Origin of the sequence: Erwinia tracheiphila (genome assembly GCF_021365465.1) — a bacterium.
GTDB classification, from domain to species: domain Bacteria; phylum Pseudomonadota; class Gammaproteobacteria; order Enterobacterales; family Enterobacteriaceae; genus Erwinia; species Erwinia tracheiphila.
This window is the reverse complement of record NZ_CP089932.1, coordinates 471,549-496,343: the sequence shown is the minus strand read 5'-3', so window position 1 is coordinate 496,343 and position 24,795 is coordinate 471,549. Positions and strand designations below refer to the sequence as shown.

Below are 24,795 nucleotides of genomic sequence, written 5' to 3'. Positions count from 1 at the left end.
AGTCAACCTCTTTGGAGGTGTGAAGGCAAACTTCTATTACCAGATAAAAACCATGACCCACAGGCTAATGCCGATCATTTAAGGATCGGTTGACCGATCCGGTTGATGCGGTAAAAAGGGTTCTATGTTCATCATGGAACCCTTTTTAAATCGAACTTTCCCAGGCCCCCGGCATCATCAATGCCGCCACTACTGAGCGCGCCCGTAGTCTCGCCGAGCTTATTCAGCAGGCGCTCACCCTGACCGATACCGTTACTTTGCGTAAACGTTCCCTCGAATCCATGATTTGGCCTGTCGTTGGGATGTCCATTTTTTGCGATCGTCCGATGACCGAGATCGTCAATCTAATGGATATTACTGACCGGGCCGGAGCTCCCTTTACCGCTCGCAGCGCTGTCATTCAGCGCCGTAAGACTCCGGGTGAAAGGGATCCCGGAAGAAACGGTGGCAAGACTGCTGACCCGCAGGGTGGACGGTAAAGAGAGGCAGGTGCTGACGTCACTGACAGACCCGAATCGCTATCCGGGTAAAGATATCAGCAAGCTATATCGTCACCGCCGGGAAACAGAACTGGGTTACCGGGAAGCAAAGCAGGGTATGCTGGACAGCCAGTGGACATTACGCAGTCGCCTGCCGGAGCTGGTGAGACAGGAGCTGTGGGGGGGTACTGCGGGCTTATAACCTGGTGCGATATCAGATGATGCAGATGGGGTTCCATCTGAAAGGAGATTATCTGCCTTACCATCTGAGCTTCAGTGGAGCGATAAGTGAAATAATCCGGATGCTGATAACCCTGCCCCGTGCTTCGCCGGGAAAAATGCCGGGAGAACTGAGAACCCTGTATAAGCAGGCGAAATGGCTTGTGCTACCGGGTAGAAGAGAGCGGAGTTACCCGAGAGAGTTGAGGGTAAAGAGCAGGAAGGTCAGCGTTCTGTTTGTCAAATTACACCGGTCAGTGTCGTGGAATCGCACCTTTAGCACCACGAAACAGCCCTTCGGTACTCAGGTCCTCATCCAGTTCAGGCCAGTGGATACCATAACCAGCACCACACAGCTCCCAGTTTTGTTGCTGTTCAGCAGTACCGACAGCAAGACGCGGGAATCAGGTAACGGGAACAGAGATACTGCGTCCATCCATGAGATCAACCGTCAGGTGTACTAGCTCAGACCTGATCTGACCGTTACCGGTTATTTATACAGGTGTCTGTCAGATTACATCCGGTTCAGATCCTTTTCTGCACAGACACGTTTTCCATCAGGTAACCTGGCCACTGGCGTTCGCCCGCCGCACATTTTCCCCTGATGAGTCCGCTCATTATTGTCATGCCACAACCCGTTGTCCGGATCCGTTTGCAGGCTCTCCCGCTCCCCATATGACTTCTTGCGGAACGTAACCTGATAAAAGTCCTGCAAAATCGTTTTATGGAAGCGCCCGCAGATGCCGTTGGTCTGTGGGGACATCGCCTTCGTTTTTGTATGGTCGATATCGTTGATGGCCAGATAAAGCTGGTAATCATGCTGCTCCACCTTACCACAGTACTCCGTTCCCCTGTCGGTCAGTCTTCTCAGCACCGGCAGGCCCTGAGCCTCACAGAACGGCCGTCGGCGGCGGTGTTCGGCGTTTTACTCGTATACCGCTTGCAGTGCGCCACTTTCGGGTATGTATCCACGAACGTCTGCGGGCAGATACGGCCCACACCGTTTAGATCGCCAGCACAGAAGGTGTCCTGCGACCCGGGATAGCCCGGGTGAGTGGTCTCGATTTCGCCGCTGGCCTCATCATCATGCGCCTTTTTCTCCAGCGCGGCGATTGGGGCACCGGTAAGCACGATACCTTCTCTGGCGAGCTTTTCCTCTGGCGCCTTCAGGCGTTTACGGAAGCTCTCCAGGTCGTGTCGCTGCCATATGGCGCGCACGCTGCTGCCGGAGGTAAACACGCCTTTTTTACGCAGCTCATGACTGGTCCTGTGCTGCCCGGGGGCCGGGAACTCAACGGCGTACTCAACAACCGCGCGTTCAGTGGCTTCGTCGGCGCGGTTCGTCAGGTTGGGAACCCGGCGGTTCTGGTTAACCAGCGCGTCAATGCCGCCTTCTTCGTCAGCTCCTGATAACGGTAGAAGGTGTCGCGTGACACGCCCGTGCTCTTGCAGGCTGTTGATACGTTACCGGGTTATTCGGCGAGATTGAGCAGGCCGGCTTTGTGTTTGATGATGGGATTGTGAGTATGAGGGTGACCTCGTGTTTTGTATAAGGATTCGACACCCATATCAGAACCGATAACCCCCAACCTTGCAAGGTCCGGTGTCAGATCACGTCGCGACGAATACACGTCAGGCGATCATCATCAATACAGACATTCATTACGCGAATATCATTCTCACTTTGTAAAGTAAGCACCCCAGGCCTCCCGGAGTGTTATCTGATATTCTTTAACCAGACAGCTGACGACTCCCCAACATCTGCATGCTACCGTTCACGTTGACCACCACTTCGGTGGAATAACGATCCTGACCATGCTGATCCTGCCATTTACGGGTACGTAACTGGCCTTCGATATACACCTGTGAGCCTTTACGCAAATATTCACCAGCTTCACCGCCCGGCGCTCATCGATGGTCCAGTTCGTGTCCGCTTCCGTGCCCCTGGGCAGCACCAGATAACGGCCGTTCTTCCCCTTCCCGGAACTCCACGCCCCACGTCTGCGCGTTCAGTTTCTCCAGCGTAGCGTTCTGCTGCGATATTTCGTCCAGGTTCGACGCTATCAGCATGCTCTGCCACCACAGCACGCCCCGCACGTCCTGGCCAGCAACAGCGAGGATGAGCACCGACAGCCAGCGCCGTGTTGCCAGGCACATCACGCTCTCCCGGTGTAACTGCATGGCCTCTGTCATGCCGTTGCTGTGGTGTCTCAGGGCGTCGCCCGGCTCCCGGTTCCGGACGGTGATGTCGTCAACCATTCTCTGCCCGCTTTCCGTCACCTACAGGGTGAGCATTTTGGTGCGTTTCTCGGACAATCAGGCCACCTGATAACACCGGGACGGACGGGAAATCCTTTCCCGGTCGGCGCGTCAGTGCTCGGGGCGCAGCCCTGAACCAGTCACGTAGCGCTAGCGGAGTGTATACTGGCTTAATATATTACGGCGTAGTAAAAATTCAGGAAAGTGCTTCATGTGGCAGGTGTGATATGTGGCTCAGGAGTGATCGCAATACTCTGTATCCGCGTAAGACGCACCACGCAAGTGGTTACACGGGAAAACGACATAGACGGCGAGTCACCCCCGGCGTACCTTCATCTGTTATCCCAGCCTTTAACAAAGGCCATTAAGCTCTGTTCTACGAGGCCGTCGAGGATCACAGACCCCGTTCCAGTACCTGTTTCATCAAATCGTGGTTTGGAGAGCTGGACAGAGAATGTGGCATCGTTGTTTCATAGTGAAAAACAGGTTTTCGATTGATTAATCTTCGCGTTGATCGCTTTTTCAAAGTCGCTTTTTTCACCACATCCCGCCAGAGTCAACGCAGCGCCTGCCATAAGTAAGATTTTTTCCATCTTCATATCTCATCAATGTTAACAAACTGACTGTTCGTGGCAGGATTGAAAGCAAAAGTGATCCTACTCCTAAGCGGATCACACCCGATCCACAAACAGTTTATTTAACCAATTGATAGAATTGAATTATTTTTACTGTTCGTCATATCTTTTAAATCGATCAATAAAAAATACTATTAAAAATAATATATTGATCGATTTAAACAATTAAAAAATCGATCAATCAACCTTATTAAATTGTCAAAGACTATCAATGGTAAATTATTTATCATTTATATCAATTAATTGCAATGGTGAGCGACGGTTCGCCAATGTTGGCGTGCTTTGGCTGGGTGTTCGAGGGGATATGAAACGAAGCAGCGCACAAGGCATGTTGTGCTACTTATGTTGGGTAGATAATTGAAAACGCACTTTAAAACGAGGATAACACTATTTCAGATTTCCCCACCAGATATTTGAAAATCCAAATCCTCTTGGAAAAAGGTTTTAACTAAGATTTTCTCAATTGCCTTGACCTGTTGGCTGGTAAGATCCCATCCACCAATCCCTGCAGTAAAATCACTTTAGTCTTCATCCGTCCAAACCATGACTTTAGCTATTTCCGGGAGTTTTTCTTTCGGTATATCGATTTCGAAGACGAGTAATTCATCTACACGTTCGAAAGCATCAATAGTATAAACAATTGTCATTTTTCTACCTTTCTTATCGGATCTGCTGGTTTAGTGTTTTTTATTCAAAACTTCTGAAATGCTCAGGAAGAATTAACTACTTAACAGTTATTACCAGAGGTGGCAATGGCATTAACACCTGAAACTTCTCCAGTCATTTTTCGTGTATCTCCGCCTGATAGTTGACTACAAGATGTTATTAGCGAACAGCAATATTCAGGAAAGTTGATCTTGAAGCACCGTGTTCATTCATGATCAAAATTACTGATATATCGCCAGATTGTTAACATACTGATTATCGTGGGTCAGTGCTCACTCGATACTCAGCCATAACGCATTTGAGATCGTGTGCCACTGCCTCACGGTCGCCACAAAAGACGAATGACCCCAAACAATCCCTGTGGCAAAAGAACGTAGCGCCCTTACAGGGCGAGCGTCACGGCTTCGCCGTTCCGATGCTTTGCATGGCCGGAGCACCGCTTTATACTCAGCATCATGTATATCCCGCGTCCCGCCAAACTCCTGTTCACCGTCTATGACGGCTGGAACTACTACCTCGGGAAGCACAGTGACAGCGTCAGCCAGTGGACCCGCCTCTGTGTTGAGCGCATGCTCGCCTGTGGAACCTGCGCAATGGGCGTTCGCCGCTACTGCTGTGCCTCGCCGGGCTGTACCCACTCCCGCTTCTTCTGCCAGAGCTGCAAGTCAAAGGCATGCAGCGCCTGCGGCATGAAGTCCACTGAGCAGTGGATTGCTGAGCAGCAGCACATTCTGCCCGACTGCGAATGGCAACACATCACTTTTACTATGCCACACCTGCTCTGGCCGTTCTTTAACTATAACTGGCCGCTGCTCAACGACCTGTTCCGCTGCGCCACCCGCGCCATGCTGAAGTGGGCACGAACACAGGGCATTGAGGTCGGCATATTCTGCGCCCTGCACACCTATGGTCGCCAGCTCAATCAGCATCCGCATATCCACGTCTCCGTCACGCGGGGCGGTCTCGACGTTAAGCACCGCGTCTGGCGCAGCCTCTTCTTTAAAAAGAAGGCCGTTGAGGAAATCTGGCGTGGTGCTGTTATCCGACTGCTGCGCGACAGCTACGCCCGGATCATGCCCGGCATGCTGCCGGGTCTGGGCCACATCCGCGATGAGCGCCAGTGGCGGCGTTACCTGAAGGCACAATATGGCCGACACTGGAAGGTACACTTCGCGAAGAAGACCCGGGGAGCCTGGCACAGCGTGAAATACCTCGGCCGCTACCTGAAGCGCCCGCCGGTGTCGGCTTCCCGTCTGCGACACTACGGCGGAGGCGCGGTAGTCCACCACTACCTCGATCACCGCATGGGAAAACATAAACGCCAGACGCTGAGTCAGGAAGAGATGATCGGGCGCTATATCAGCCACATTCCGGCGCGGCATTTTAAGATGGTGCGCTACTCCGGCTTTCTGGCCAACCGAAAGCGGGGCACGCTGCTGCCGAAGGTTTAAGAAGCGCTGGAGATGACGGTACGGGAAAAACCTAAACGCCCCGGGTTCGCGGTACTGATGAAAGGCTTCCTGGGCACAGATCCGTATCAGTGCATCCTCTGTAAAGGCCGGTTGCATTTTTCCGGAGCCGTGGCGGGTGAACACGCCACAAAAATGCTCTCTGACAGGCTGCATCAGATGGCGAAAAAACGATGGCTGCGGATGCCGGAACTGGATCGGTGCGCCTGAAAAATGGGTTTCAGGTTGAAAATACAGCGAAGATGGCATTTTTATATCAAGACCCACACAGATCAGCAGCAGCAATGGAGTAGACAGTGTCATTTTTCATGGTCAGACGATATCAAAAGAAGCGATTCAATCTCCTAACCATGAACCTGCTCAAAGCTTAACCCCCTTTCCTGTTTAAAAAATAGCCTTAACGTACAATAATTTTCGATATCCAAACTGACCCCTAAATGTCGTTTTTTGCAGCTTCGCTTCCACTAGGCCAAACCGGTTTTGGGGTTAGATTTTGCTTAAGTGGTATTGGGACCAAAATCGGGTGAGGTACTAAAAAAGTAGGTGGGCGGCTAAGTGATTATTAATAATCATTCTATTCCTTAGCGGGAGATTTCGTTCCACTGAGCATCAGGCACTAAACCAGCCAGACGGTAACGGCGATCACGGCCAGCGCAAATATTGCTGTCGAACCCCAGGCAAAAGGTGGCCAGAATGTTACCGCCAGCATCCCGAATCCAAGAATAAGCATTACCGGAATCAGGGTGCTGGCAAAGTATTTGACCTGGGTACGCAGCCATTTTTTAAAAAAATCGGTCATCTAATCATCCGCATAATGACGTCAGCAATGTCCCTGTCTGACGAGGGGGGAGAAAATCGCAGCTCATTTCGGCTGATAACCGACTCAACAATGAAATAGAGCATCTCCAGTTTTTCAGCATACAACGCATAATAATAACGGGGATTTCGCGCTCTGAGGCGGTTTGCTGCGTCAGCAGACTCCTGAACGTAGCCATAATAACTCACGATAGTTACTGCTGAGGCGCTTATTTTTGCCAGTTTTGTATTTATGCTCATTCTGGCCCCCAGACTGTAGCTTACGGCAGCTACAATGGCGTAGGCCAACGCCTGGCTTGTCATAGAGCCAGCTGCAATTGTGGCACCTTTGCCAACCATCAGCTTCTTGATGCGGCCAATGCGATCCGACGTCAGCCCATGTAGCAACTGGTTCACGTATATCTCCAGCATCCTGGTGACCACATTGTGCAGTTTTACCAACTGGACAAGCCCTTCGAGAAATCGGACATCTTCGCTTTTCTGACCTGTACACACGTCCTGATAATTGTCTGTAAAACAGGATGTGTAGTATGCCAGGCGTCTGGTGCCAAGCTGCATACGGTTTACCTGGTCGATGACGGCATCTTTCACGCCGCCCAGGGCTTTCTCCAGACGCACGGCTATCAAACTGTCAGCCTGAATTCTGGTAATAATGTCTGTATTGCTGATCATGGGGTCTGGCATCTGTTCATGCAAAAGAATTCTGAAATATAAGCAGAAACAAAGGCTCTATCTATGCGCTTGCGCATAAAAGGCGGCTCTCATAACGTGAAAATTTCTCTTTTGTTAATCCGCCGAGGCCCGGTGTAGCCGGTGCGGATCGATAGGGATCGTCTATCCCCCACCCATTCCTGCGAACGTAGCACGCCTTTGGCGTGAGCGGCCCTGCTGCGCAGCTTCGGGTGTTTGCATGACCGGCGCTCCGCTTTATACTCTGCAACCATGCATATCCCCCGCCCCGCCAAACTCCTCTTCACCGTCGATGACGGCTGGAACCGCTACCTCGAAAAACACGGCGACAACATCAGCGACTGAACATAGCGCCCTTACAGGGCGAGCGTCACGGCTCTGCCGTTCCGAGGGTGTTCATGACCGGCTCACAGCTTTATACTCTGCGGTATGTTAATTTCTCAGGAAATCATTCACATTGCCCGTAGCAAAGCCCCCAGAAAGCGTAAACCCACGCCCTCGTCCCGACGCGCTATACCCGGATATCCTAAGCGTTTTCTGGTGTCCATTCCGCCCCGGAGCGATTATGACGACCCCGACGAGTTTTTTTACGACACTCCGCAGGATGCCATTCGTCACTGTGTCCACCTGGGGCCACAGTTTTTCCTCGATACACACTTCGACCCGCCTCTCGTCTGCATCATCCGCGGCTTTGAGCCGCCTGACTCACCCGACGGCGATGTCGTCCTTGAGTCCATGCCAGCCGATGTGTTTATTATCGCCACAGAATCCGGCATGCTGCCGGTGACCTTCGCTCCCTGGGATAAACACACCGACAACTGGGCCGATGACTGTGACGACTGGCACTATAATACCGGTGCCACTGCAGAGCGATAATCCGCCGCATGTATATCCCGCGCCCGGCAAAACTGCTGTTCACCACTGATGACGCCTGGAACCGGTATATGGATAAACACGGGGACACCCTCAGCCCCTGGACCGTACTCTGCGTCGAGCGCATGCTCGCCTGCGGCACTGCTGCCATGGGGGTGAAGCGATACTGCTGCGCCTCCCCGGACTGCACCCACACCCGCTTCTTCTGCCAGACCTGTAAATCAAAAGGCTGCAGCTCCTGCGGACATAAGGCCACGGAGCAGTGGATTACAGAGCAACAGCAAATTCTGCCCGACTGCGACTGGCAGCATATCACCTTCACCATGCCCCATCTGCTGTGGCCCTTTTTCAACAATAACTGGCCTCTGCTCAATGCCCTGTTCCGCGCAGCCACCCGCGCCATGCTCCGCTGGGCCAGAAAACAGGGTGTGGAAGTCGGTATCTTCTGCGCCCTGCACACCTACGGTCGCCAGCTCAACCAGCATCCCCACATTCATCTCTCCGTCACCCGCGGCGGGCTTGATATTAAACACGGCGTATGGCGCGACCTCTTCTTTAAAAAGCATGCCGTGGAGGAAATCTGGCGCGGAGCCGTCATCCGGCTGCTGCGCCACAGCTATGACCTGATTAACCCCGGCAGGCTGCCGGGGCTGGGGCATATCCACGACAAAAAACAGTGGCTGCGCTATCTGCAGGCGCAGTACGGGCGCCGCTGGAAGGTCCACTTCGCGAAGAAGACCCGGGGGGCCTGGCGGAGCGTCAAATATCTGGGCCGGTACCTGAAACGGCCCCCCGTGTCGGCGGCGAAGCTGAGGCACTACAGCGGCGGCGCGGTGGTGCACCACTATTACGACCACCGTACGCAGCAGTACCGGCAGCAGACGCTGACGCAGGAAGATATGATCGGACGTTATATCAGCCATATCCCGGCGAAGCATTTTAAGATGGTGCGTTATTACGGTTTTTTATCAAACCGTAAACGGGGTAGCCTGCTGCCGAAGGTGTATGAAGCCCTGGAGATGGAAGCGCGGAAAAAACCGGAGAAGCCCGGCTTCGCCGCGCTGATGAAAGAATTTCTGCGCACGGATCCGTACAAATGCATTCTGTGCGGCAACCGACTGCGCTTCAGCAGTGCGCAGGCCGGGAGGCACGCGTCGGAGTTGGTGGCAGAAAGACTGCATAACATCGACCGGAAACGATGGCTTCTGGCACAGACTGCGGGATAAGTGCGTCTGAAAAACAGCTTTCAGGTTAAAAACGCGCCGCAAATGCCATTTTATGACCATAACGTTCCCGATGGCACATCATTACTGCATTACAGACACTGCTGCTCATGGTCAGGAAATTTTTAAAACGATGATTCAGTTTCCTAACCATGAACTCACCCGACGCAATGTCACCGGGTTCAGGCAGCATTAACATTTTGAGCGTGGGCATTTTACCCACGAAAGGTAACGACACATGTGAAACATATAAGGGTTCTTTTGCGAGGTGTTTCTTAGGGAATGTCATATAACCCCACGCCTCACCCTTAGGTTTGATATCCAGTTCGATATCCTGTCCCAATTGGGTCACAAGATGAATAAAAGGCAAATCCAGCCCAAAAGCAATCTCAATCATCTCAACAGTAGCAGCACCACCGGGACGCCATGCAATTTCAAGCAATTCAACACCGCTGCCTGAATCGCCAAAGGCCTCAATATGATAGACACCATCTGGCCCATCGAAAGCCGATAGCACCTTTTGGCTAAACGGACGCCAGACTTTTTCCAGCTCTATCCCGTTCACTGAAAAGTATCCCAACGGACATTCATTCAGAAAATCAATGGGCTTACCGATATATTCGCCAACGGAAAGGAACACCATACATCCCTGCAACTTAACCGCATCAATCTGGTATATAGGTTGCGGATTATAGCTTTCAATAAAATATTGTTTCTCATCCATGTCACGATATTCTCCCTCATTCTCGATCTTTATTTCATTAAGTTGGCTGACATCATTGATAATTTTGACGCCAACTGAACCTGCTAAAGACCTGGGTTTTAAAATGACCGGAAATGTCACCTCACCCGATGAGATTGCTTCAGGGCCAATCTCACAAGCAGTCATAATACCCGCCTGCCTAGCGATATCCTTCATTCGTTTTTTGTCACGAAATCGGGTTGCCATCTCCACATTCAGTCCCGGCAATTGCCAGAAATGGTTTGCCAACGCAGTGATGTAAACGGCAAATTCATCACAGGACACAACTCGAGATATGTCGTATTGTTTACCAATATTACTGAGTGTAGTTTGTATTTCTGTTAGCGAGGAAAAATCACGAACAATAAAATTTTCCGGACGCTTCATCTCATCAGAGGCAACCCCGAGATAATCTTCTATCAGATAGATAAAATGGTGGTTTTCAAGTCCATATAATTCTTTTACGCTGGCAACCGTTTTCGCAACATCCAGCTCAGATGAGACAATCAATACTGTTTGAATAGTTTGCATTTTGACACCCTGTTATTACCTTTAATTAATTACAGCTAAGTTCTTTAATCTGGCCGGGGCTGGTAGCCCTGCTTAAAATTAAACACACCATCTTTTTACATTCAAAATAGCGTTTTTTCCTAAGATGAAGTCCTTATATGTAGCTTTTCAGACTGCCGCTGCGTTTAACATCCAGAGTAGCGCAATGGAATGAACCACCAAATGTCTGGAAATGTTTGAAAGGACAAAGAATGGTCTTGAAACCCCATTTACGAAATGCAGATATAAGCGCCTCTTCATCTTTCTCGACCATCACCGTTTTTTCATCCAACATTAATACATTGACGTGTATCCATTTGGATGTGATGTAAAGAGGATGATTATCCGGAAGATTAGAAGCTGGGGGATATAATATCTCCCAGTCTCTGAAGATATCAGGAATCTCAGGCACCCAGCCTTTATTAATTAATACACGACCCGGTGCTAATGGCAGTATTGTTGTATCAATATGCATTGGACCAGGCTCTTCGAATTCATAGATGTGAATACGGTAATCAGGCCCCAACGTCCTACGTAACCACTCAATTCCTTTATTATTGGTGACATGACTACGCTGACCAATAATATCACGGCCCATTTTCATAAAATCAGCCGCATCGAAAAGGGGTTCAACTTCGGTAAGAATTGAATTAAATGGAATGTCCTGCTCAAAGTTAAATTCAGTTTGCCACACATCATCTTTCAACATCGGTTTTGGGGCAGAAATCCACTCTGCGCCTCTGGTGAAATAGTCGTTGAGAATGCCACGAAATAGTAACGACTACGCCAAGGCATAGGGACTTCAATAATTTTCTTTCCAATAGCAAAAAGACAATCCCTTGGCATAGCAGAATAGAAAGTTCCACCTGTGGTGAAATGTGGCGTGACAATAGGTTGATGGTGGTTTGATTCATCAGGTCTTCGAACTCTTATTCCTTCAGCCTGAAGAATCTCTGCCAGTGTATTAACCTCTTGCCGGGCTTTGATAACTAATTCCTCAGGAAAACGTTTTCCAGAGCGTTCTTGGAAAAAACGACTGTTTTCTCTGGGAATAATAGCTTTCAAACCTTTGTCCCAGTCTGGAACACGAATGTCGTCCATTATGCCGACAATTACTTCTTCAAGTGGTTCCCATTCCGTATAAACTTCTACAGGGCTTTCATTTGTGGAAAAAAAAGGGACTTCTTCTTTTTGAAAGTGCATGATCGACCTTGCATTTAATGAAGACATTTCGAACACTATTAATGAATAATATAAATATGGAAATTATAAAAAACCCATGAAAATCATTAACTTTAGGCCAAAAACCATACTTTAACTAGTGTTCACATTGTAGAAAGACAAGCATCATAACATGATCATATTATCAAATATTCCCGGTTCGATATGTGGATAACAAATGATAACTGGTTCGAGCATGGCATTATTATCAGACTTATCTTAGTTTAAAGTATCATTTTTTTTATAGGTTAAGATGTGTTGGTTATGGATTTTCCTGATTATTCTCTCACACGTGCGTGTCTTGTATAGCAGGTATCTTTTAAGGATTTTTTGGAGAAAAAATAGTCATTTTATTTATTCGAAATGCCGAAGAATTTTCATCCAATTTCAACGTATTTTTATTAGATATGCAGATGTCAATCCTTATTCTTTTATTGAATTAACATAAATACTTAGTGGTATACTTTTTTAAAGTCGAAAATTAAGCTGAATTTTCGTTACAGGCTTCGCGAAAGTTGATGCTATATTTTATCAATTAACTCATGATGACATGCACAACATACTCTTTTTCAGGATTTTTTTGGGTGCCACTGTAACCAATTTGACCACTTACCGCCATTCATCTTCCCCCAGGTCGTGCTTATCGGGTTATCTTCCGGTGTTCACCCGAGTGTTTGCCGACGACCAGGAGAAGAAAGATGATATGTCGTTTATATTTTAATTCACGGAGTCATACATGTTCATGTATTTACCCTTCTTAATCGGTTGCGGCATTGTTTTCAGCACGCTGACCGGTAAGCGCAAACTCGCCTATCTGTTTTGGTTTTCCAATCTCATCGTTGTCCTTGCATGGTTGAAATATCACGCTACTGACGCGCTCCTTCTTTCGTTCTAGAGGTCACTATGCAATTAACTGAAAAGAAAGATTTCTCACGCACGCTTAATTTATTGATGCTGGTGTTAGTCAGCACCGCTCTCCTTTGTGCCTTTTATTTTCAACTGAGATTTTTCGATCTCCCTTGTCCACTTTGCCTGCTCCAGCGCGCGGCTTTATTACTGACGGGGACAGGATTGCTGTTTAATCTCTATTTTGGTAATAAAAAGCTGCATTATGGCATGGTGATCCTGGGGGCTATTGCCGTTGCCGCCGTGGCTTGCCGCCATACCTTTCTGCATATCGTGCCGGGTGATAAAGGCTATGGCCTGCCCTTCCTCGGACTGCACCTTTATACCTGGAGCTTTATTTTGGCCGTTGCGATTATTATTGGTGTTGCTATCACGCTGATGATTACACCTGATGCCACAACGCCAGCAACCGCGAAAAAGTCCCTTATTCAGCACATTATCGTCGCTGTTTTTACCCTGATGATGGTAGGGAACTTTCTGTCAACGCTGCTGGAGTGTGGTGGTGGTCAGTGTGATGATAATCCAACTTTTTATCAGCTTCTGAAATAATCTTTTCACCGCTTCCATTAACATTATTCAACGAGATTTTGGCGAATAAAAGCATCCTGATTCAGAGAACAGAAATGAAAAAAATAAGCTCTCGTATCGCTCTTGTGGCAGCATTGTTGCTGCCCGTAAGTGGGTTTTGTCAGATTGTTGACTGGCAAAGTGCGGAAGGGATCCAGCGCTTGTCCCAGGCATCGGTTAAGCAGGATTTCTTTTCTCTTGCACCTCAGTTTGAGGGGCAGAACAATAAAGTTTATTGCGGCGTTGCCTCAGCAACCATTGTGTTGAATACACTGCGTTTGCATGAGAATAAGAAAATAGCGCCGGATACCAGTTTGATCAGCACAGAGGATCGTGCTTATTTCCCGAAAAAAAATGGCTGGCTTCCTTTCTGGAATCGTTATACGCAAACCAGCGTGGTCGAATACAGCAGTAAACCGCGAATTGAGATTTTCGGTAAACCCCAGACGCCGGGTGGGCAGGCCGATTATGGTTTGCACCTTGAAGATGAACGTCGCTTGCTGACCAATGCCGGTTTGAACGTCAGTGCGGTTCCGGTAAAAGAAATCACTCAGCAAGAGAAGATGAAAAAAGACATTATTGTCGCAATGAAGCAGGATAATTCTTTTGTCATCGTTAACTTTTTGCGCAGCGCGATTGGTCAGACTGGCGACGGACATTTTTCACCGCTGGGTGCTTATGACGCCAAATCTGACTCCTTTTTGATTATGGACGTGTCAAATACTGAACACCCCTGGGTGTGGGTAGACAGCCAGACTCTGTTTAAAGGAATGCATACGCTTGATGGTGCAGAGTATCGTGGCTATCTGATCGTAAAAGAATCTGACAAGGCTTAAAGGTTATTGTTATCAAGTTATAACGGCGAAAGGACTCGCCTCATTTGTACAACACAGAGAAATTATTCAATGTCACGCAACACTTTTTTCGGTTTTCTGTTGACATGCGGGGTGATTGCCAGTGCACAGGTCCAGGCTGCATCTGCTCCGGCAGTTGAGGCCCATCATGGGATGGTGGTCAGTTCGCAGGCTATTGCTTCCCAGGTAGGCGTCGATATCATGAAACAGGGCGGTAACGCCATCGATGCAGCCGTTGCGGTGGGCTATGCTCAGGCCGTAGTCAATCCCTGCTGCGGTAATATTGGTGGGGGAGGCTTTATGCTGATCCATCTCGCAGGCGGCAAAGATATCTTTATCAACTTCCGCGAAACCGCTCCGGCCGCCGCGCGCGCCGATATGTATCTCGATCAAAATGGTAACGTGCGCTCAAATGCCAGCCTGCATGGCTACTCTGCCGTTGCCGTTCCCGGTACGGTAATGGGTCTGGATTATGCCCAGAGTCATTATGGTAAGCTCAGTCGCCAACAGGTTATGGCACCGGCGATAAAACTTGCCCGTAACGGCTTTATTCTGACGCGGGCCGACACCGATATTCTGGATACTACCGTTAGCCGGTTTAAAAATGATCCCCAGGCTGCCCGGTGGTTCTTGCGCCCAGATGGAACGCCACTTCAGCCAGGTGATAACCTGAAACAACCTGAGCTGGCTAAAACGTTGAGCCATATTGCTCAGTTCGGAACAGACTACTTTTATAAGAAACCCATTCCCCAGCGTGTCGAAGCGGCTGCCGCAAAAGAAGGCGGTATTATCACCGCTGCAGACTTTGCTCACTATCACGTAACTGAAAGTGCACCATTACGCTGCCAGTATCGGGGCTATGAGTTTATCTCATCTCCGCCCCCCAGCTCCGGGGGTGTCGTCCTCTGTGAGATGGTGAATATACTATCAGGTTATGATATGCATGCGCTGGGCTTCAACTCTGCTGATTCTGTTCATGTTATGACGGAAGCCATGCGTATTGCCTATTACGATCGTAATAATTCGTTGGGCGACCCTGAATTTATTCACAACCCGCTGGATAAGCTGCTGAGTCAGGCCTACGCCGATGAAATGCGCTGTGGCATTCATGCCACAGATGCTACCCCATCAAAATTGCCTGAGACCAAACAGGTTATGGGGGAACGCCCGGAAACCACTCACTATTCCGTTGTTGACCAACAGGGGAATGCGGTTTCCACTACCTATACCGTTAATGGTCGATTTGGTGCAGTGGTCATGGCACCCGATACCGGTTTCTTCCTTAACGACGAAATGGACGATTTCACCACTAAAATTGGCGAGAAAAATATGTTTGGCCTGGTGCAGGGAGCAAACAACACTATCGCGCCGGGTAAACGTCCGCTCTCTTCAATGGCTCCAACCATTGTCACGCGTGATAAAAAGGGGTTTTTAGTGCTGGGTTCGCCGGGTGGTTCTCGTATCATTACCGCCTCGCTGCAGGTAGCACTGAATATTATCGATCACGGTATGCTTCCTCAGGAAGCAGTGGACGCGCCAAGGGTTCATCATCAATGGCTACCGGATGAAGTCTATTATGAGCAGCGTGGACTGTCGTTTGATACCTTGAAACTGCTGCGTGAGCGTGGCTATAAAATGACGGAGCAGACGCCGTGGGGAGCAACCGAACTTATCATGATCGCGCCTGAACGCAATAAAGGTAAAAATGCGGCGGATTCTGGCAATGATTCCGCGGTATCGGACAAATTAAGGCCTGGCTACCTTTACGGTGCCAACGATATTCGCCGCCCTGCTGGTGCGGCAGTCGGTTTCTGATTCTGATGAAAAGGGGGCAAGGCAATTTTCTGCGCCCTTTTTTTCTGAAATATCGTTCTATTAAAAATCCAGTGGTAAGCCACAGTATGGCATAGTCCGCTTAGTTAAACATCCGATGCTTTTGTTACCAGAACAACATGACTGTTCAGTGCTGCCCCCCTCGCCATGCGACGCGTTTAATTAAACATTCTCGTCAGTACCGAAAACAGCAGATGGAGGTTCTTAATATTTTTCAGGGTTAGACTGTTTAAAATCAGTAGCACGGCTGTAGCATGCGCACAGAGTAAACCCAGGCAACTGACAGTTTGGTGGGGAAACCGACACGCTGCTTCATCTTACTTGTTCAGGTATCCTAATCATTTTCCTGAACATTAACCCACCGGGTCAAAACGCCCTCTGTCGAGAGAAATTTCCCCTCTTTCCTTCATCTCCTTCAACACCCGACTGATTGAGCTTTTCGATAAGTCTGAACTGTTTTCGATTAAATACATGACGGAGAAGCGTTTATGCAAATGGGGCGGGATCTGCTGCCAGCGCTGTACCAGCGACCTCACTTCTTCCGAAGAGGTACTTTTATTAAGTGAAACTATCTCCATTAAATCAGTATATTGAGCAGACAACATATTCATCACTTCAGCGAACATGTTTTTTTCATTAACTAATTTCCAGAAGAGTTCGTAATCAACGTGCTTTATTTTGCCGTAGTCAACGCGCTCGAGGTACAGCGGGACTTCCTGTGATGAGGGTATAAACCCCATGACGTAAGGAGCAGAGATGATACTCAATATCTTATTGTTCCCTTTTATCTTCAGACAGAAGTCACCCTCCTGTAAAAGATACACTACGCGAGATTCATTTTTGCAGAATTTATATCTGCGCTTACCTCTTGATATCTCATCCGGTTCAGAGTTTTCTGCACAGGGTGCGATTAAGTCTATTAATTGTTCACAGCTTTTAATAACACTACACATATACTTTCCAACTGTATTAAACCTGCAACCGCTTACAACCCTGCATTAGTATGTAATATCTTTCCTACAGACTTTAAGATAATACTAATTCTTAAGAACATTCGGCTTTTCTTTGCCGAAGCGCTCTCTGGCTGTAGCGATCACCAGCGACCTTACCTGGCCAAAAAAATAATATTCTTTATGCCTTACGTTCGGTAAAACGAAGCATCTTTACATACTGGCAGGATTAATCCCATAAGCGACCTCTGGTGTCAAATATTTGTAAAAGACAAAGCGACAGCTTGGTTGTCAGACTTAAATTTTTTTAACAGAAAACAGGAAATTTAAGAATAAATTAAAGTTCACTCATCCGAGAAAAACAGCTAATTGAAACAATATTGCGTCTAGTATGCCATTTATCAGCCCCGTTTCCTCCGTCATAACGAAAATTCCCATATTCATTTTACACTAGTTATTAGATTTTTTTCTCAGCCTGTCACGAACTATCTTTACAATAAGCATAAAATTCATCAACATTTTTAAAAACACATTGAAATATTGCTCCTTTTGCCATCAGGAAGACATTTTATTTCTCGAAATTAATTCCAATACAAAAAAACGTCATTTATCGCAGATAAAACAAAAGATAGAGGAAAACATACAATCAATACATCTGAGCCAGATGATATATTCAGAAATGAGTTAACTAACGGAAAATAAGTGAAAATGACAATATCACCAGAAATTACGCCCCTGGAGATAAAAACACGCTGACCAGAAAGTTTATTACTAAAAAATCGAATAGCCTACCACGCCGATAAAAATAACATGCTCAACGGCTAACATAATGAGAAATAAACCACTATTACGCTCAGAAGATCTCCATTCCCTGCGCACTATAGCGCACCATCACATGACACAGAAACCATAATAGTTGCCGGGCGACCTTACCACATTGTTTGAATTAATAGTGGAAGATTAATCGCCCGAACCACCTGAAGACTATAGCAAAAATAATACCTTACATAAGTATACATTCCTGTATCTGACTTTTTAAAGAGCAAAGATTTAAATAAAGCAAAAAACAATCAAAAAGTAACGGTAAAAAAACTTTCCTTAATTATACCTTTTCATTCTGATAAAAAAAGGTTATCCTGCCGTCCGTCAGATTAAACCTTATGGGACATACGGATGTGTCTTCACAAGTTGACTTTTATGCAAGTGAAGAAAGATTCAATTTGTTGATTTTTATGATAAAAAACCACAATGCTTTTATAATCACAGCGTCAGAAGAAAATATTTACTTCTTTATTAATCTATTTAATAAGCCTCTTAACAAAGATCAGAAAATAACCAACCTTATTGGTTCAGAAAAAAAAAGGGGCGTACCAGGAAAACGCCAAAAATACACAGAAACATTTAAGCGAAAAAAGTTAAAAACAGCGTTTAAGGAAGACAAGGACAATCTGAATAATCCCAAGATTAAAATAAATAAACCATGTAAAAATGGCCACATTACGCTGCAGCCTCACCGAAATGTCATTGCGACAAAAAAAAGGTTATTCCTGAAAAAATCGGCAACGGAAATAGCCAAAAAACGACCTGAACGCGCTTATTTTCGTGGAGTGCTTTAACTTTATGAATATAAAACGTATCGGTCTTTTACAGGCAATTATTTGCTTTCATGCTTTCAGTACGCATGCAGCCAATCTCCAGCAGTCTGTGCTGGCAGCAAGTTACTGGGACAGTGAATACAGGGCTGCCGTCGAGCTGCGTGATGCTGAAGGGCAAAAACGCTACCAGGGATTTGCCGGTCTGCTGCCTGAAATCAGTCTTAGCAGCACATGGTATAAGCAAGATCAGCCGGGGGCAACTTATGCGGCGGGTATCAAACACCATAACTACAGTATTAATCTTCAACAGCCTCTTTTCGATCTCAGCCGCTATGCGACATGGCAGCGAGCAGAAGCCGCCGCAAATGCAGCGGATGCTACCTTTATGCTGGCCCAGCAAAAACTGATTCAGAATGTTGCCTCCGCCTATTTTGGAGTGCTGTTCACCCGCAAAAAGCTCGACACATTCCAGCGTGAATCAAAAGGCTATAAATTTCAGCTGGAAAAAGCGAAGCAGGCTTTGGCCATCGGTGATGGTACACAGCTGGACATGGATGAGGCCCAGGCCAGCTATGATCGCTCGAATACCGATATGCTTACCGCTCAGGACGAACTTAGCCAAGCCGGGATTGATTTCAACCGTCTTACCGGGCTGTCAGCCGATGAAATTAAGGAAGGCGATCTGCAGTGTCTTTTCCAGCCCGTTCGGGAAAATATGGATACCGTTGTTAAACGGGCAGTGCAAAACAACTTCAATGTGGTTGCTGCCCTCTATCATCTGGAAGAAGCCAGAGCCGATGTCACTGCAGCAGCAGCGGCTCATCTTCCCGTGGTCTCCCTGCAGGCGACCTACGGTAATAACTGGAGCCGTGCGGAAAACGGTAATCTTCTTGATGAAGTGTTCGGTACTACCTCAAAAACCAGAAATACCTTGATTGGCGTGAACGTTTCCGTGCCGCTGTTTGCGGGAGGGAAAATGCTGTCGCAGAGCTTCGAGGCATCAAGTCGGCGTAATCAAAACCTCATGCTGGTAGAAGATGCCAGACGGAAAGTGGCGCAGCAAACGACCGTTTCCTGGCTGGGATTAAAAAATAATTTAGAGAAAATACATTCTCTTAAAAAGCTGCAACATTCTTCCAGGAAAAAACTGGATTCAACAATCTACGGCAAGGAGGTCGGGCTGAGAACCTTGTTGGATCAGTTTGAGGCGGAAAAGGATTTGTATCGCTCAATACAGGATTTGGCAGCAGCAGAAAATAAATTTCTACAAACAAAAATTGAACTGGATGCCGCAACAGGTGAGTTGGATTATTCAACGCTGAATAATTATATTTGTTATTAATCATAAGGATAGTGATTAAAGCCATGAGCGAAAAATTATTCCGGGATGAAGCACTGGAAGCAAACCGCTCCAAAGCCATTGGAAAGGTCGCGCTTTATTGTCCGCCCTGGCGCTGGGTCAATATCAGTCTGGTCGTGCTGGTTACACTTATCGTCGTTCTTTTTTGCATTTTCGGTAGTTATACCAAACGTGAAACGGCAAAGGGTTCTCTTCGCCCCGTTGAGGGGATGATGAATATCATGGCGGTGAATAGCGGTACCGTTACCGATATCAATATGGTGGAAGGCCAGTCGGTCAAAAAAGGCGATATCTTAGCCACCGTCTCATCGGAAATTACCACTCAGCTTGGTTCAACACGGGTGATGATCGCTGAACAGCTGGAACAACAGCTGACCGGGCTGATGCGAGAAAGAAAAAATCTGGATACCCTTAATCTTGAAACCATCCGGGGGCTTGAAGAAAAGAAGACACTTTTGCTGCAGCAAATAGATCAGCTTAAGCGGATGAAAAGCCAGCGTACGTTACAGATTAATTTGGCACGCGGGCAGGTGAAAAAATTGCAGCTTATGCGTGATAAAGGCTTCGCGTCGGCCACGCAGGTTGAACAACAACAATCCACACTGCTTGATGCACAAGCGCGCCTTCTGGACGTAGAGCGCCAGCGTATCGATGTTCAGCAAAAGCTCACACAGACAGAACAGCAGCTACGTGAACAACCCGTTAATTTTCAAAGTAAGAAAAACGACATTGAACGGCAGCTTGCGTCAGTACAACAATCGCGGGTAGAAAATGAATCGCGTCGTTCGATCAGGCTGGAAGCGCCGGATGACGCTATCGTCGGCTCCGTGCTGGTTAAACCGGGCCAGATTGTCACCGCCGGGCAATCCGTCGCCTCGCTGTTACCAGAGAACGCAGAGCTACAGGCACGAATTATGCTGAGTAGCAGATCGATTGGTTTTATTAAGCCCGGCCAGCGCGTGGTATTGCGCTACGAAGCCTACCCTTCACAAAAATTTGGTCCTCAGTTCGGCACCGTTGTCGGCGTTTCCCGTGTATCACTCTCCCCTCAGGAAGTGTCCCACCTTACCGGCGATATGCAGGTACAGGAGTCGTTCTACCAGGTCCGAGTAAAACTGGATAATCAGTTTGTCAGCGCATACGGCCATAACGAAAAACTCCCACCCGGTGGGGCGCTTGAAGCGGATTTTATAACAGATAAACGTCGCGTGTATCAGTGGGTTCTTGAGCCTTTATATGCACTTGGCCGACAAGCATCTCTTTAATTTTTTAAATTATTCCGGGCTGGAACACGATGAAATTAGCAGAAAATTTGCAGTTCTCATGGCGTAAAAAACTGCCTGTGCTGCACCAGACGCAGGCCGCAGAATGTGGGCTGACCTGCGTGGGGATGATCGCAAGCTATTTTGGCCATAAAACCGATATGATTACCCTCCGTCGCAAGCACACCACCTCACAAAAAGGGGCGACCCTGGCAGATGTCATGCTTATCGCCCACAATATGGGATTATCGGGACGCGCGCTGCGGCTTGAGCTGGATGAGCTGGATAAATTACAGTTGCCCTGTATTTTGCACTGGGACATGAACCACTTTGTGGTGTTGAAAAAGGTTACAAAGAAATCGGTCACCCTGCACGACCCCGCCAGAGGAATATGTGAGATCCCCCTTGATGAGGTATCGAACTCGTTCACTGGCGTCGCCCTGGAGCTGCATCCAAACAGCCATTTCGAAGCAAAAAAAGAAAAAACCAGTCTGTCGATGCTGAAGTTAATTGGCGGTGTTTCCGGCATTGGCGCAGCATTTACCCAAGTCATGGTGTTATCGATCGCACTGGAGATTTTCGGTTTACTCGCGCCGTTCTATATGCAATGGGTGATGGACCAGGTGCTGGTTTCCGCAGACAGGCAGCTGCTTACCCTGCTCGGCTGCGCGTTCCTTTGCGTGATAGTGATCCGCACCGCCATTTCGGCGCTACGATCCTGGGTGACTACGTGGTTTTCCAGCCTGCTCAGTGTGCAGTGGTCAACCAATGTCTGCACCCATCTTTTGGGGCTGCCGATGGCCTGGTTTCAGGAGCGCCATGTCGGCGATATCGTGTCGCGTTTTGGCTCGATCTCTACCATTCAGAACACGCTGACCACGCGATTTATCAGTTCGATTCTTGATGGTGTCATGGCCGTCGTCACGATGATTGTGCTGTTTTGCTACAACATAACGCTTACCTTAATCGTGCTGGCGACCGTTGCTATATATACGGTGCTCAGGGCCGTTTCTTTCCGCCCCTTTCGTCAGGCGAATGAAGACCAGCTTATTGCGTCTGCTAAAGCCCAGTCACAGCTGCTGGAGTCCATTCGCGGGATGCAGGCGGTAAAACTGAATAATAAAGCTGAAATCCGCGTATCCAGCTATGCCGCTGAACTGGTACAGGCCACCAACAAAGAGATACAAATTCAGCGGCTGTCCATTTTTTTTGGCGTGTTACAAGGGCTGACTTCAGGTATCAGCCGAATTGTTTTGATTTGGCTGGCGGCTATTCAGGTGCTGGAAGGCAATTTCAGCGGCGGTATGCTGGTCGCATTTATCAGCTTCTCCGATCAGTTTATTTCCCGCACCACCGGCCTGGTCGATGCAATAATCGACTTTACTATGCTGCGCCTGCACGGTGAACGTCTGGCAGATATCGTGTTATCGGAAACGGAAGAGAACACGGAAAGTCAGGTGAAACTTGAAGACCATACCCGCGCCTGTTCCGTGGAAATATGCGACATCGATTTTCGCTATGCGCAGACCGAGCCGTTTGTTCTTAAAAAATGTAGTTTTACCATCCAGCCGGGCGAATCCGTTGCCATTATCGGTCCTTCCGGGCAAGGGAAAAGTACGCTGGCGAAGCTGCTATTGGGGCTGCTGCGTCCTGAAAGCGGAGAAATCTGCGTTAACGGTATCGATATTACGCGGCTGGGCATGAAGTATTACCGCGGCCGAATCGGCAGCGTGATGCAGGACGATATCTTATTTGCCGGCTCCATCATGGACAATATCTGCTTTTTTGACACGACCTATGATGAAGCCAGGGCGACGGAGGTGGCACAAATTGCCCAGGTTCATGATGATATTATCGCCATGCCAATGGGTTACAACAGCCTGGTCGGTGATATGGGATCGTCTCTGTCAGGGGGGCAGATTCAGCGCGTGTTGCTGGCCAGAGCGCTCTATCGTCAGCCACAGCTATTGATTCTTGATGAAGCTACCAGCCATCTGGATGTTGAAAGAGAAAGCGCCATTAACAACGCCATCGCCAGTATGAACGTCACGCGGATCATTATCGCGCACCGCCCGGAAACCATCATGAGTACAGACCGGATTATCTACCTGGATAAGGGAGAGATCCGGCAGGTAACCAAAGAAGAGCTTTTTCCCGATTACCAATCCCCCCTGAAAACATAAATCGCCTTTCGACCACTCTGTGCGCGCTTGCCTCAAGCGCGCCAGCACTCTGTTGCCGATGCTTTATCAATGCCAGCCGCCATATGCAAAACACGTTGCGTCTTTTCTCAGATGGTGGGGGAAGTCATCATTCAGGCAGGTATTGGTCGCCCCGCTATTGCGGCAGATTGCTGTTATGGAAGAAAATAATCCTGTCAGGCATCGTTCCAACTGTTAAATCAATGCGTTTTCCTGCCAACGACATGAGCAATAAAGAGATCGCCTGCTACTGAGCAACAAAAGGATCGGTGCATGTGAAAAATATCTACAGGGAAACGGGACAATGCCACAGACGTTACCGCCAGTCTGGCGGAAGCCTGTGCCAATCAGACCACCTTGCCAGGCGGATGCCCTAGCGCCCAGTTACACTGGGTTGATCCGTTATGCTCTGATGCAAGTGGGGTGAATTAACACTGGACGGTAAGCCGTAATCTGTTCTATGCCGTACATAACGCACTGCGCGGCGGCAGCCACTGCCTCGGCACCAGCAGCCGGGCTGCTGGCACATGATGTCATGCCGTCCCAGAAATCAGGCGCTTGTCTTAGACACGTTGTCCGTCACAACCTGCTGCCATGACGTGGTTGGACGACCAATAAGTGCACTGAGCGTGTGGCTGTCATCAAACAGCGAACCTTTTGCCGCATTGGCTTCCGAGTCAGCCAGCACCTCGGCCAGCGGTACCAGAAGCCCTGCCCCCTTCAACACATGTGCGAATTCGGCTTCAGGAAGATTAACGTAATTAATGGTTTTACCGCTCTGCCGGGCAATTTCAGCGGTAAACTCAGCAAGCGTAAAGGCCGTATCTCCCGCCAGCTCGTAGATTTTGTTGGCGACATCACTCCCCGTCAGCACCTCCGCCGCCGCATCGGCATAATCCTGACGGCTGGCAGAAGCGATTTTGCCGTCCTGCGCCGCGCCGATAAAGGTACCGTAGGCCAGGGCAGCAGCAATCGTGTGCGCATAGTTTTCGGTGTACCAGCCATTGCGCAAAATAGCGTAAGGGATGCCTGAAGCTGTCAGCGCCTGCTCGGTCTCACGATGCTCGTTAGCCAGTAGCATTTCGCTGGTGTCTGCACGTAGCAGGCTGGTATAAGCAAGCAGTTCCACGCCCGCCTCTTTCGCCGCCTCAATAACCGCCTGGTGCTGCGGGGTGCGACGCCCCACTTCGCTAGAGGAAATCAGCAGCAGCTTATCCACACCGCGAAAAGCCGCGGACAGCAATTCTGGTTTAGCGTAATCAGCTTCTCTTACCTGTACGCCCAACTCCGCCAGGTCAGTCGCTTTTTCCGGGGAACGCACGGCGGCGACAATTTCTTCCGAGGGCATTTTTTTCAGTAAAGCGTTAATCACTAAGCGGCCAAGCTGTCCATTCGCACCGGTGATAGCAATCATGATACTCTCCTT

The 24,795-nt window shown here is 48.5% G+C and carries 17 protein-coding genes and 6 pseudogenes; 12 read left to right on the top strand and 11 right to left on the bottom strand.

All coding sequences use genetic code 11. The annotated features are described in order from the left end of the window. Nucleotides 1–149: 149 nt before the first annotated feature. A pseudogene (locus LU633_RS02485) lies at nucleotides 150–952 on the top strand (transposase domain-containing protein); the annotation flags it as partial. Nucleotides 953–1,212: 260 nt separating this feature from the next. Here the strand turns inward: LU633_RS02485 and LU633_RS02475 are convergent. The 5 genes and pseudogenes from LU633_RS02475 to LU633_RS25695 all read right to left on the bottom strand — a co-directional run bounded on the left by LU633_RS02475 (nucleotide 1,213) and on the right by LU633_RS25695 (nucleotide 4,239). Then, nucleotides 1,213–2,266 (bottom strand): annotated as a pseudogene (locus LU633_RS02475) (helix-turn-helix domain-containing protein). Between the two features lie 166 nt (nucleotides 2,267–2,432). Further along, nucleotides 2,433–2,591, bottom strand: a pseudogene (ssb, locus tag LU633_RS02470) (single-stranded DNA-binding protein); the annotation flags it as partial. Nucleotides 2,592–2,606: 15 nt separating this feature from the next. Then, nucleotides 2,607–2,891 carry a hypothetical protein gene (locus LU633_RS02465; protein WP_152664245.1) on the bottom strand — a complete coding sequence of 95 codons (285 nt, stop codon included), beginning with the start codon at nucleotides 2,889–2,891 and terminating at the stop codon, nucleotides 2,607–2,609. A gap of 404 nt (nucleotides 2,892–3,295) precedes the next feature. Then, nucleotides 3,296–3,550, bottom strand: a pseudogene (locus LU633_RS02460) (hypothetical protein); the annotation flags it as partial. A 563-nt stretch (nucleotides 3,551–4,113) separates the two neighbouring features. Further along, entirely contained in the window at nucleotides 4,114–4,239 is a 126-nt protein-coding gene (locus tag LU633_RS25695; protein ID WP_256371735.1) for a DUF7683 domain-containing protein, read from the bottom strand. Nucleotides 4,240–4,713: 474 nt separating this feature from the next. Between LU633_RS25695 and LU633_RS02455 the strand changes: the two are divergent. Next, nucleotides 4,714–5,937, top strand: a pseudogene (locus LU633_RS02455) (IS91 family transposase). Between the two features lie 406 nt (nucleotides 5,938–6,343). Here LU633_RS02455 and LU633_RS02445 read toward each other — a convergent pair. Then, a complete protein-coding gene (locus LU633_RS02445; protein ID WP_020322880.1) occupies nucleotides 6,344–6,526 on the bottom strand; it encodes a hypothetical protein in 183 nt (60 codons plus the stop codon). Next, the gene (locus LU633_RS02440; protein WP_233481986.1) at nucleotides 6,523–7,227 is read right to left on the bottom strand and encodes a hypothetical protein; all 705 of its coding nucleotides are present in this window, start codon (nucleotides 7,225–7,227) and stop codon (nucleotides 6,523–6,525) included. Before LU633_RS02440 ends, LU633_RS02445 begins: the two co-directional genes overlap by 4 nt. A 546-nt stretch (nucleotides 7,228–7,773) precedes the next feature. On the opposite strand from LU633_RS02440, the gene LU633_RS02435 reads away from it, so the two are divergent. Together LU633_RS02435 and LU633_RS02430 are read left to right on the top strand one after the other, a co-directional pair. Continuing rightward, entirely contained in the window at nucleotides 7,774–8,109 is a 336-nt protein-coding gene (locus tag LU633_RS02435; RefSeq protein WP_052734695.1) for a hypothetical protein, read from the top strand. Nucleotides 8,110–8,117: 8 nt separating this feature from the next. Then, a complete protein-coding gene (locus LU633_RS02430; protein ID WP_046371879.1) occupies nucleotides 8,118–9,332 on the top strand; it encodes an IS91 family transposase in 1,215 nt (404 codons plus the stop codon). A gap of 25 nt (nucleotides 9,333–9,357) precedes the next feature. Here the strand turns inward: LU633_RS02430 and LU633_RS02425 are convergent, their stop codons facing one another. Both LU633_RS02425 and LU633_RS25880 read right to left on the bottom strand, forming a co-directional pair. Further along, nucleotides 9,358–10,602 (bottom strand): ATP-grasp domain-containing protein, encoded by a 1,245-nt coding sequence (locus LU633_RS02425; protein WP_052734728.1) that lies wholly within the window; start codon nucleotides 10,600–10,602, stop codon nucleotides 9,358–9,360. A 133-nt stretch (nucleotides 10,603–10,735) separates the two neighbouring features. After that, a pseudogene (locus LU633_RS25880) lies at nucleotides 10,736–11,823 on the bottom strand (amidinotransferase). Nucleotides 11,824–12,577: 754 nt separating this feature from the next. On the opposite strand from LU633_RS25880, the gene LU633_RS02410 reads away from it, so the two are divergent. From LU633_RS02410 to ggt, 4 genes are all read left to right on the top strand, one after another. Continuing rightward, nucleotides 12,578–12,736: a DUF5993 family protein gene (locus LU633_RS02410; protein ID WP_040465453.1), complete on the top strand. Its 159-nt coding sequence runs from the start codon at nucleotides 12,578–12,580 to the stop codon at nucleotides 12,734–12,736. Between the two features lie 8 nt (nucleotides 12,737–12,744). Continuing rightward, entirely contained in the window at nucleotides 12,745–13,296 is a 552-nt protein-coding gene (locus LU633_RS02405; protein WP_020322884.1) for a disulfide bond formation protein B, read from the top strand. A 74-nt stretch (nucleotides 13,297–13,370) separates the two neighbouring features. Further along, entirely contained in the window at nucleotides 13,371–14,150 is a 780-nt protein-coding gene (locus LU633_RS02400; protein ID WP_020322885.1) for a phytochelatin synthase family protein, read from the top strand. 69 nt (nucleotides 14,151–14,219) lie between these two features. Then, nucleotides 14,220–15,983, top strand: a complete 1,764-nt coding sequence (gene ggt, locus LU633_RS02395) for a gamma-glutamyltransferase (protein ID WP_020322886.1) — start codon at nucleotides 14,220–14,222, stop codon at nucleotides 15,981–15,983. Nucleotides 15,984–16,354: 371 nt separating this feature from the next. Here ggt and LU633_RS02390 read toward each other — a convergent pair whose 3' ends face one another. Next, nucleotides 16,355–16,954, bottom strand: coding sequence for a helix-turn-helix domain-containing protein (locus tag LU633_RS02390; RefSeq protein WP_020322887.1), 600 nt, complete (start codon nucleotides 16,952–16,954; stop codon nucleotides 16,355–16,357). Between the two features lie 1,157 nt (nucleotides 16,955–18,111). Between LU633_RS02390 and LU633_RS02385 the strand changes: the two genes are divergently transcribed. From LU633_RS02385 to LU633_RS02370, 4 genes are read left to right on the top strand one after another with little or no spacing between them, the layout of a single operon-like run. Then, complete coding sequence (locus LU633_RS02385; protein ID WP_020322888.1) at nucleotides 18,112–18,567, top strand: hypothetical protein; 456 nt, start codon at nucleotides 18,112–18,114, stop codon at nucleotides 18,565–18,567. A gap of 4 nt (nucleotides 18,568–18,571) precedes the next feature. After that, complete coding sequence (locus LU633_RS02380) at nucleotides 18,572–19,888, top strand: TolC family outer membrane protein (RefSeq protein ID WP_020322889.1); 1,317 nt, start codon at nucleotides 18,572–18,574, stop codon at nucleotides 19,886–19,888. A gap of 23 nt (nucleotides 19,889–19,911) precedes the next feature. Next, nucleotides 19,912–21,171: an HlyD family secretion protein gene (locus LU633_RS02375; protein ID WP_040465454.1), complete on the top strand. Its 1,260-nt coding sequence runs from the start codon at nucleotides 19,912–19,914 to the stop codon at nucleotides 21,169–21,171. A gap of 29 nt (nucleotides 21,172–21,200) precedes the next feature. Then, on the top strand, nucleotides 21,201–23,351 hold the full coding sequence (locus tag LU633_RS02370) for a peptidase domain-containing ABC transporter (protein WP_046372171.1): 2,151 nt from the start codon (nucleotides 21,201–21,203) through the stop codon (nucleotides 23,349–23,351). 568 nt (nucleotides 23,352–23,919) lie between these two features. Here the strand turns inward: LU633_RS02370 and LU633_RS02365 are convergent. Then, nucleotides 23,920–24,783, bottom strand: coding sequence for an SDR family oxidoreductase (locus LU633_RS02365; RefSeq protein WP_020322893.1), 864 nt, complete (start codon nucleotides 24,781–24,783; stop codon nucleotides 23,920–23,922). Between the last annotated feature and the right edge of the window lie 12 nt (nucleotides 24,784–24,795).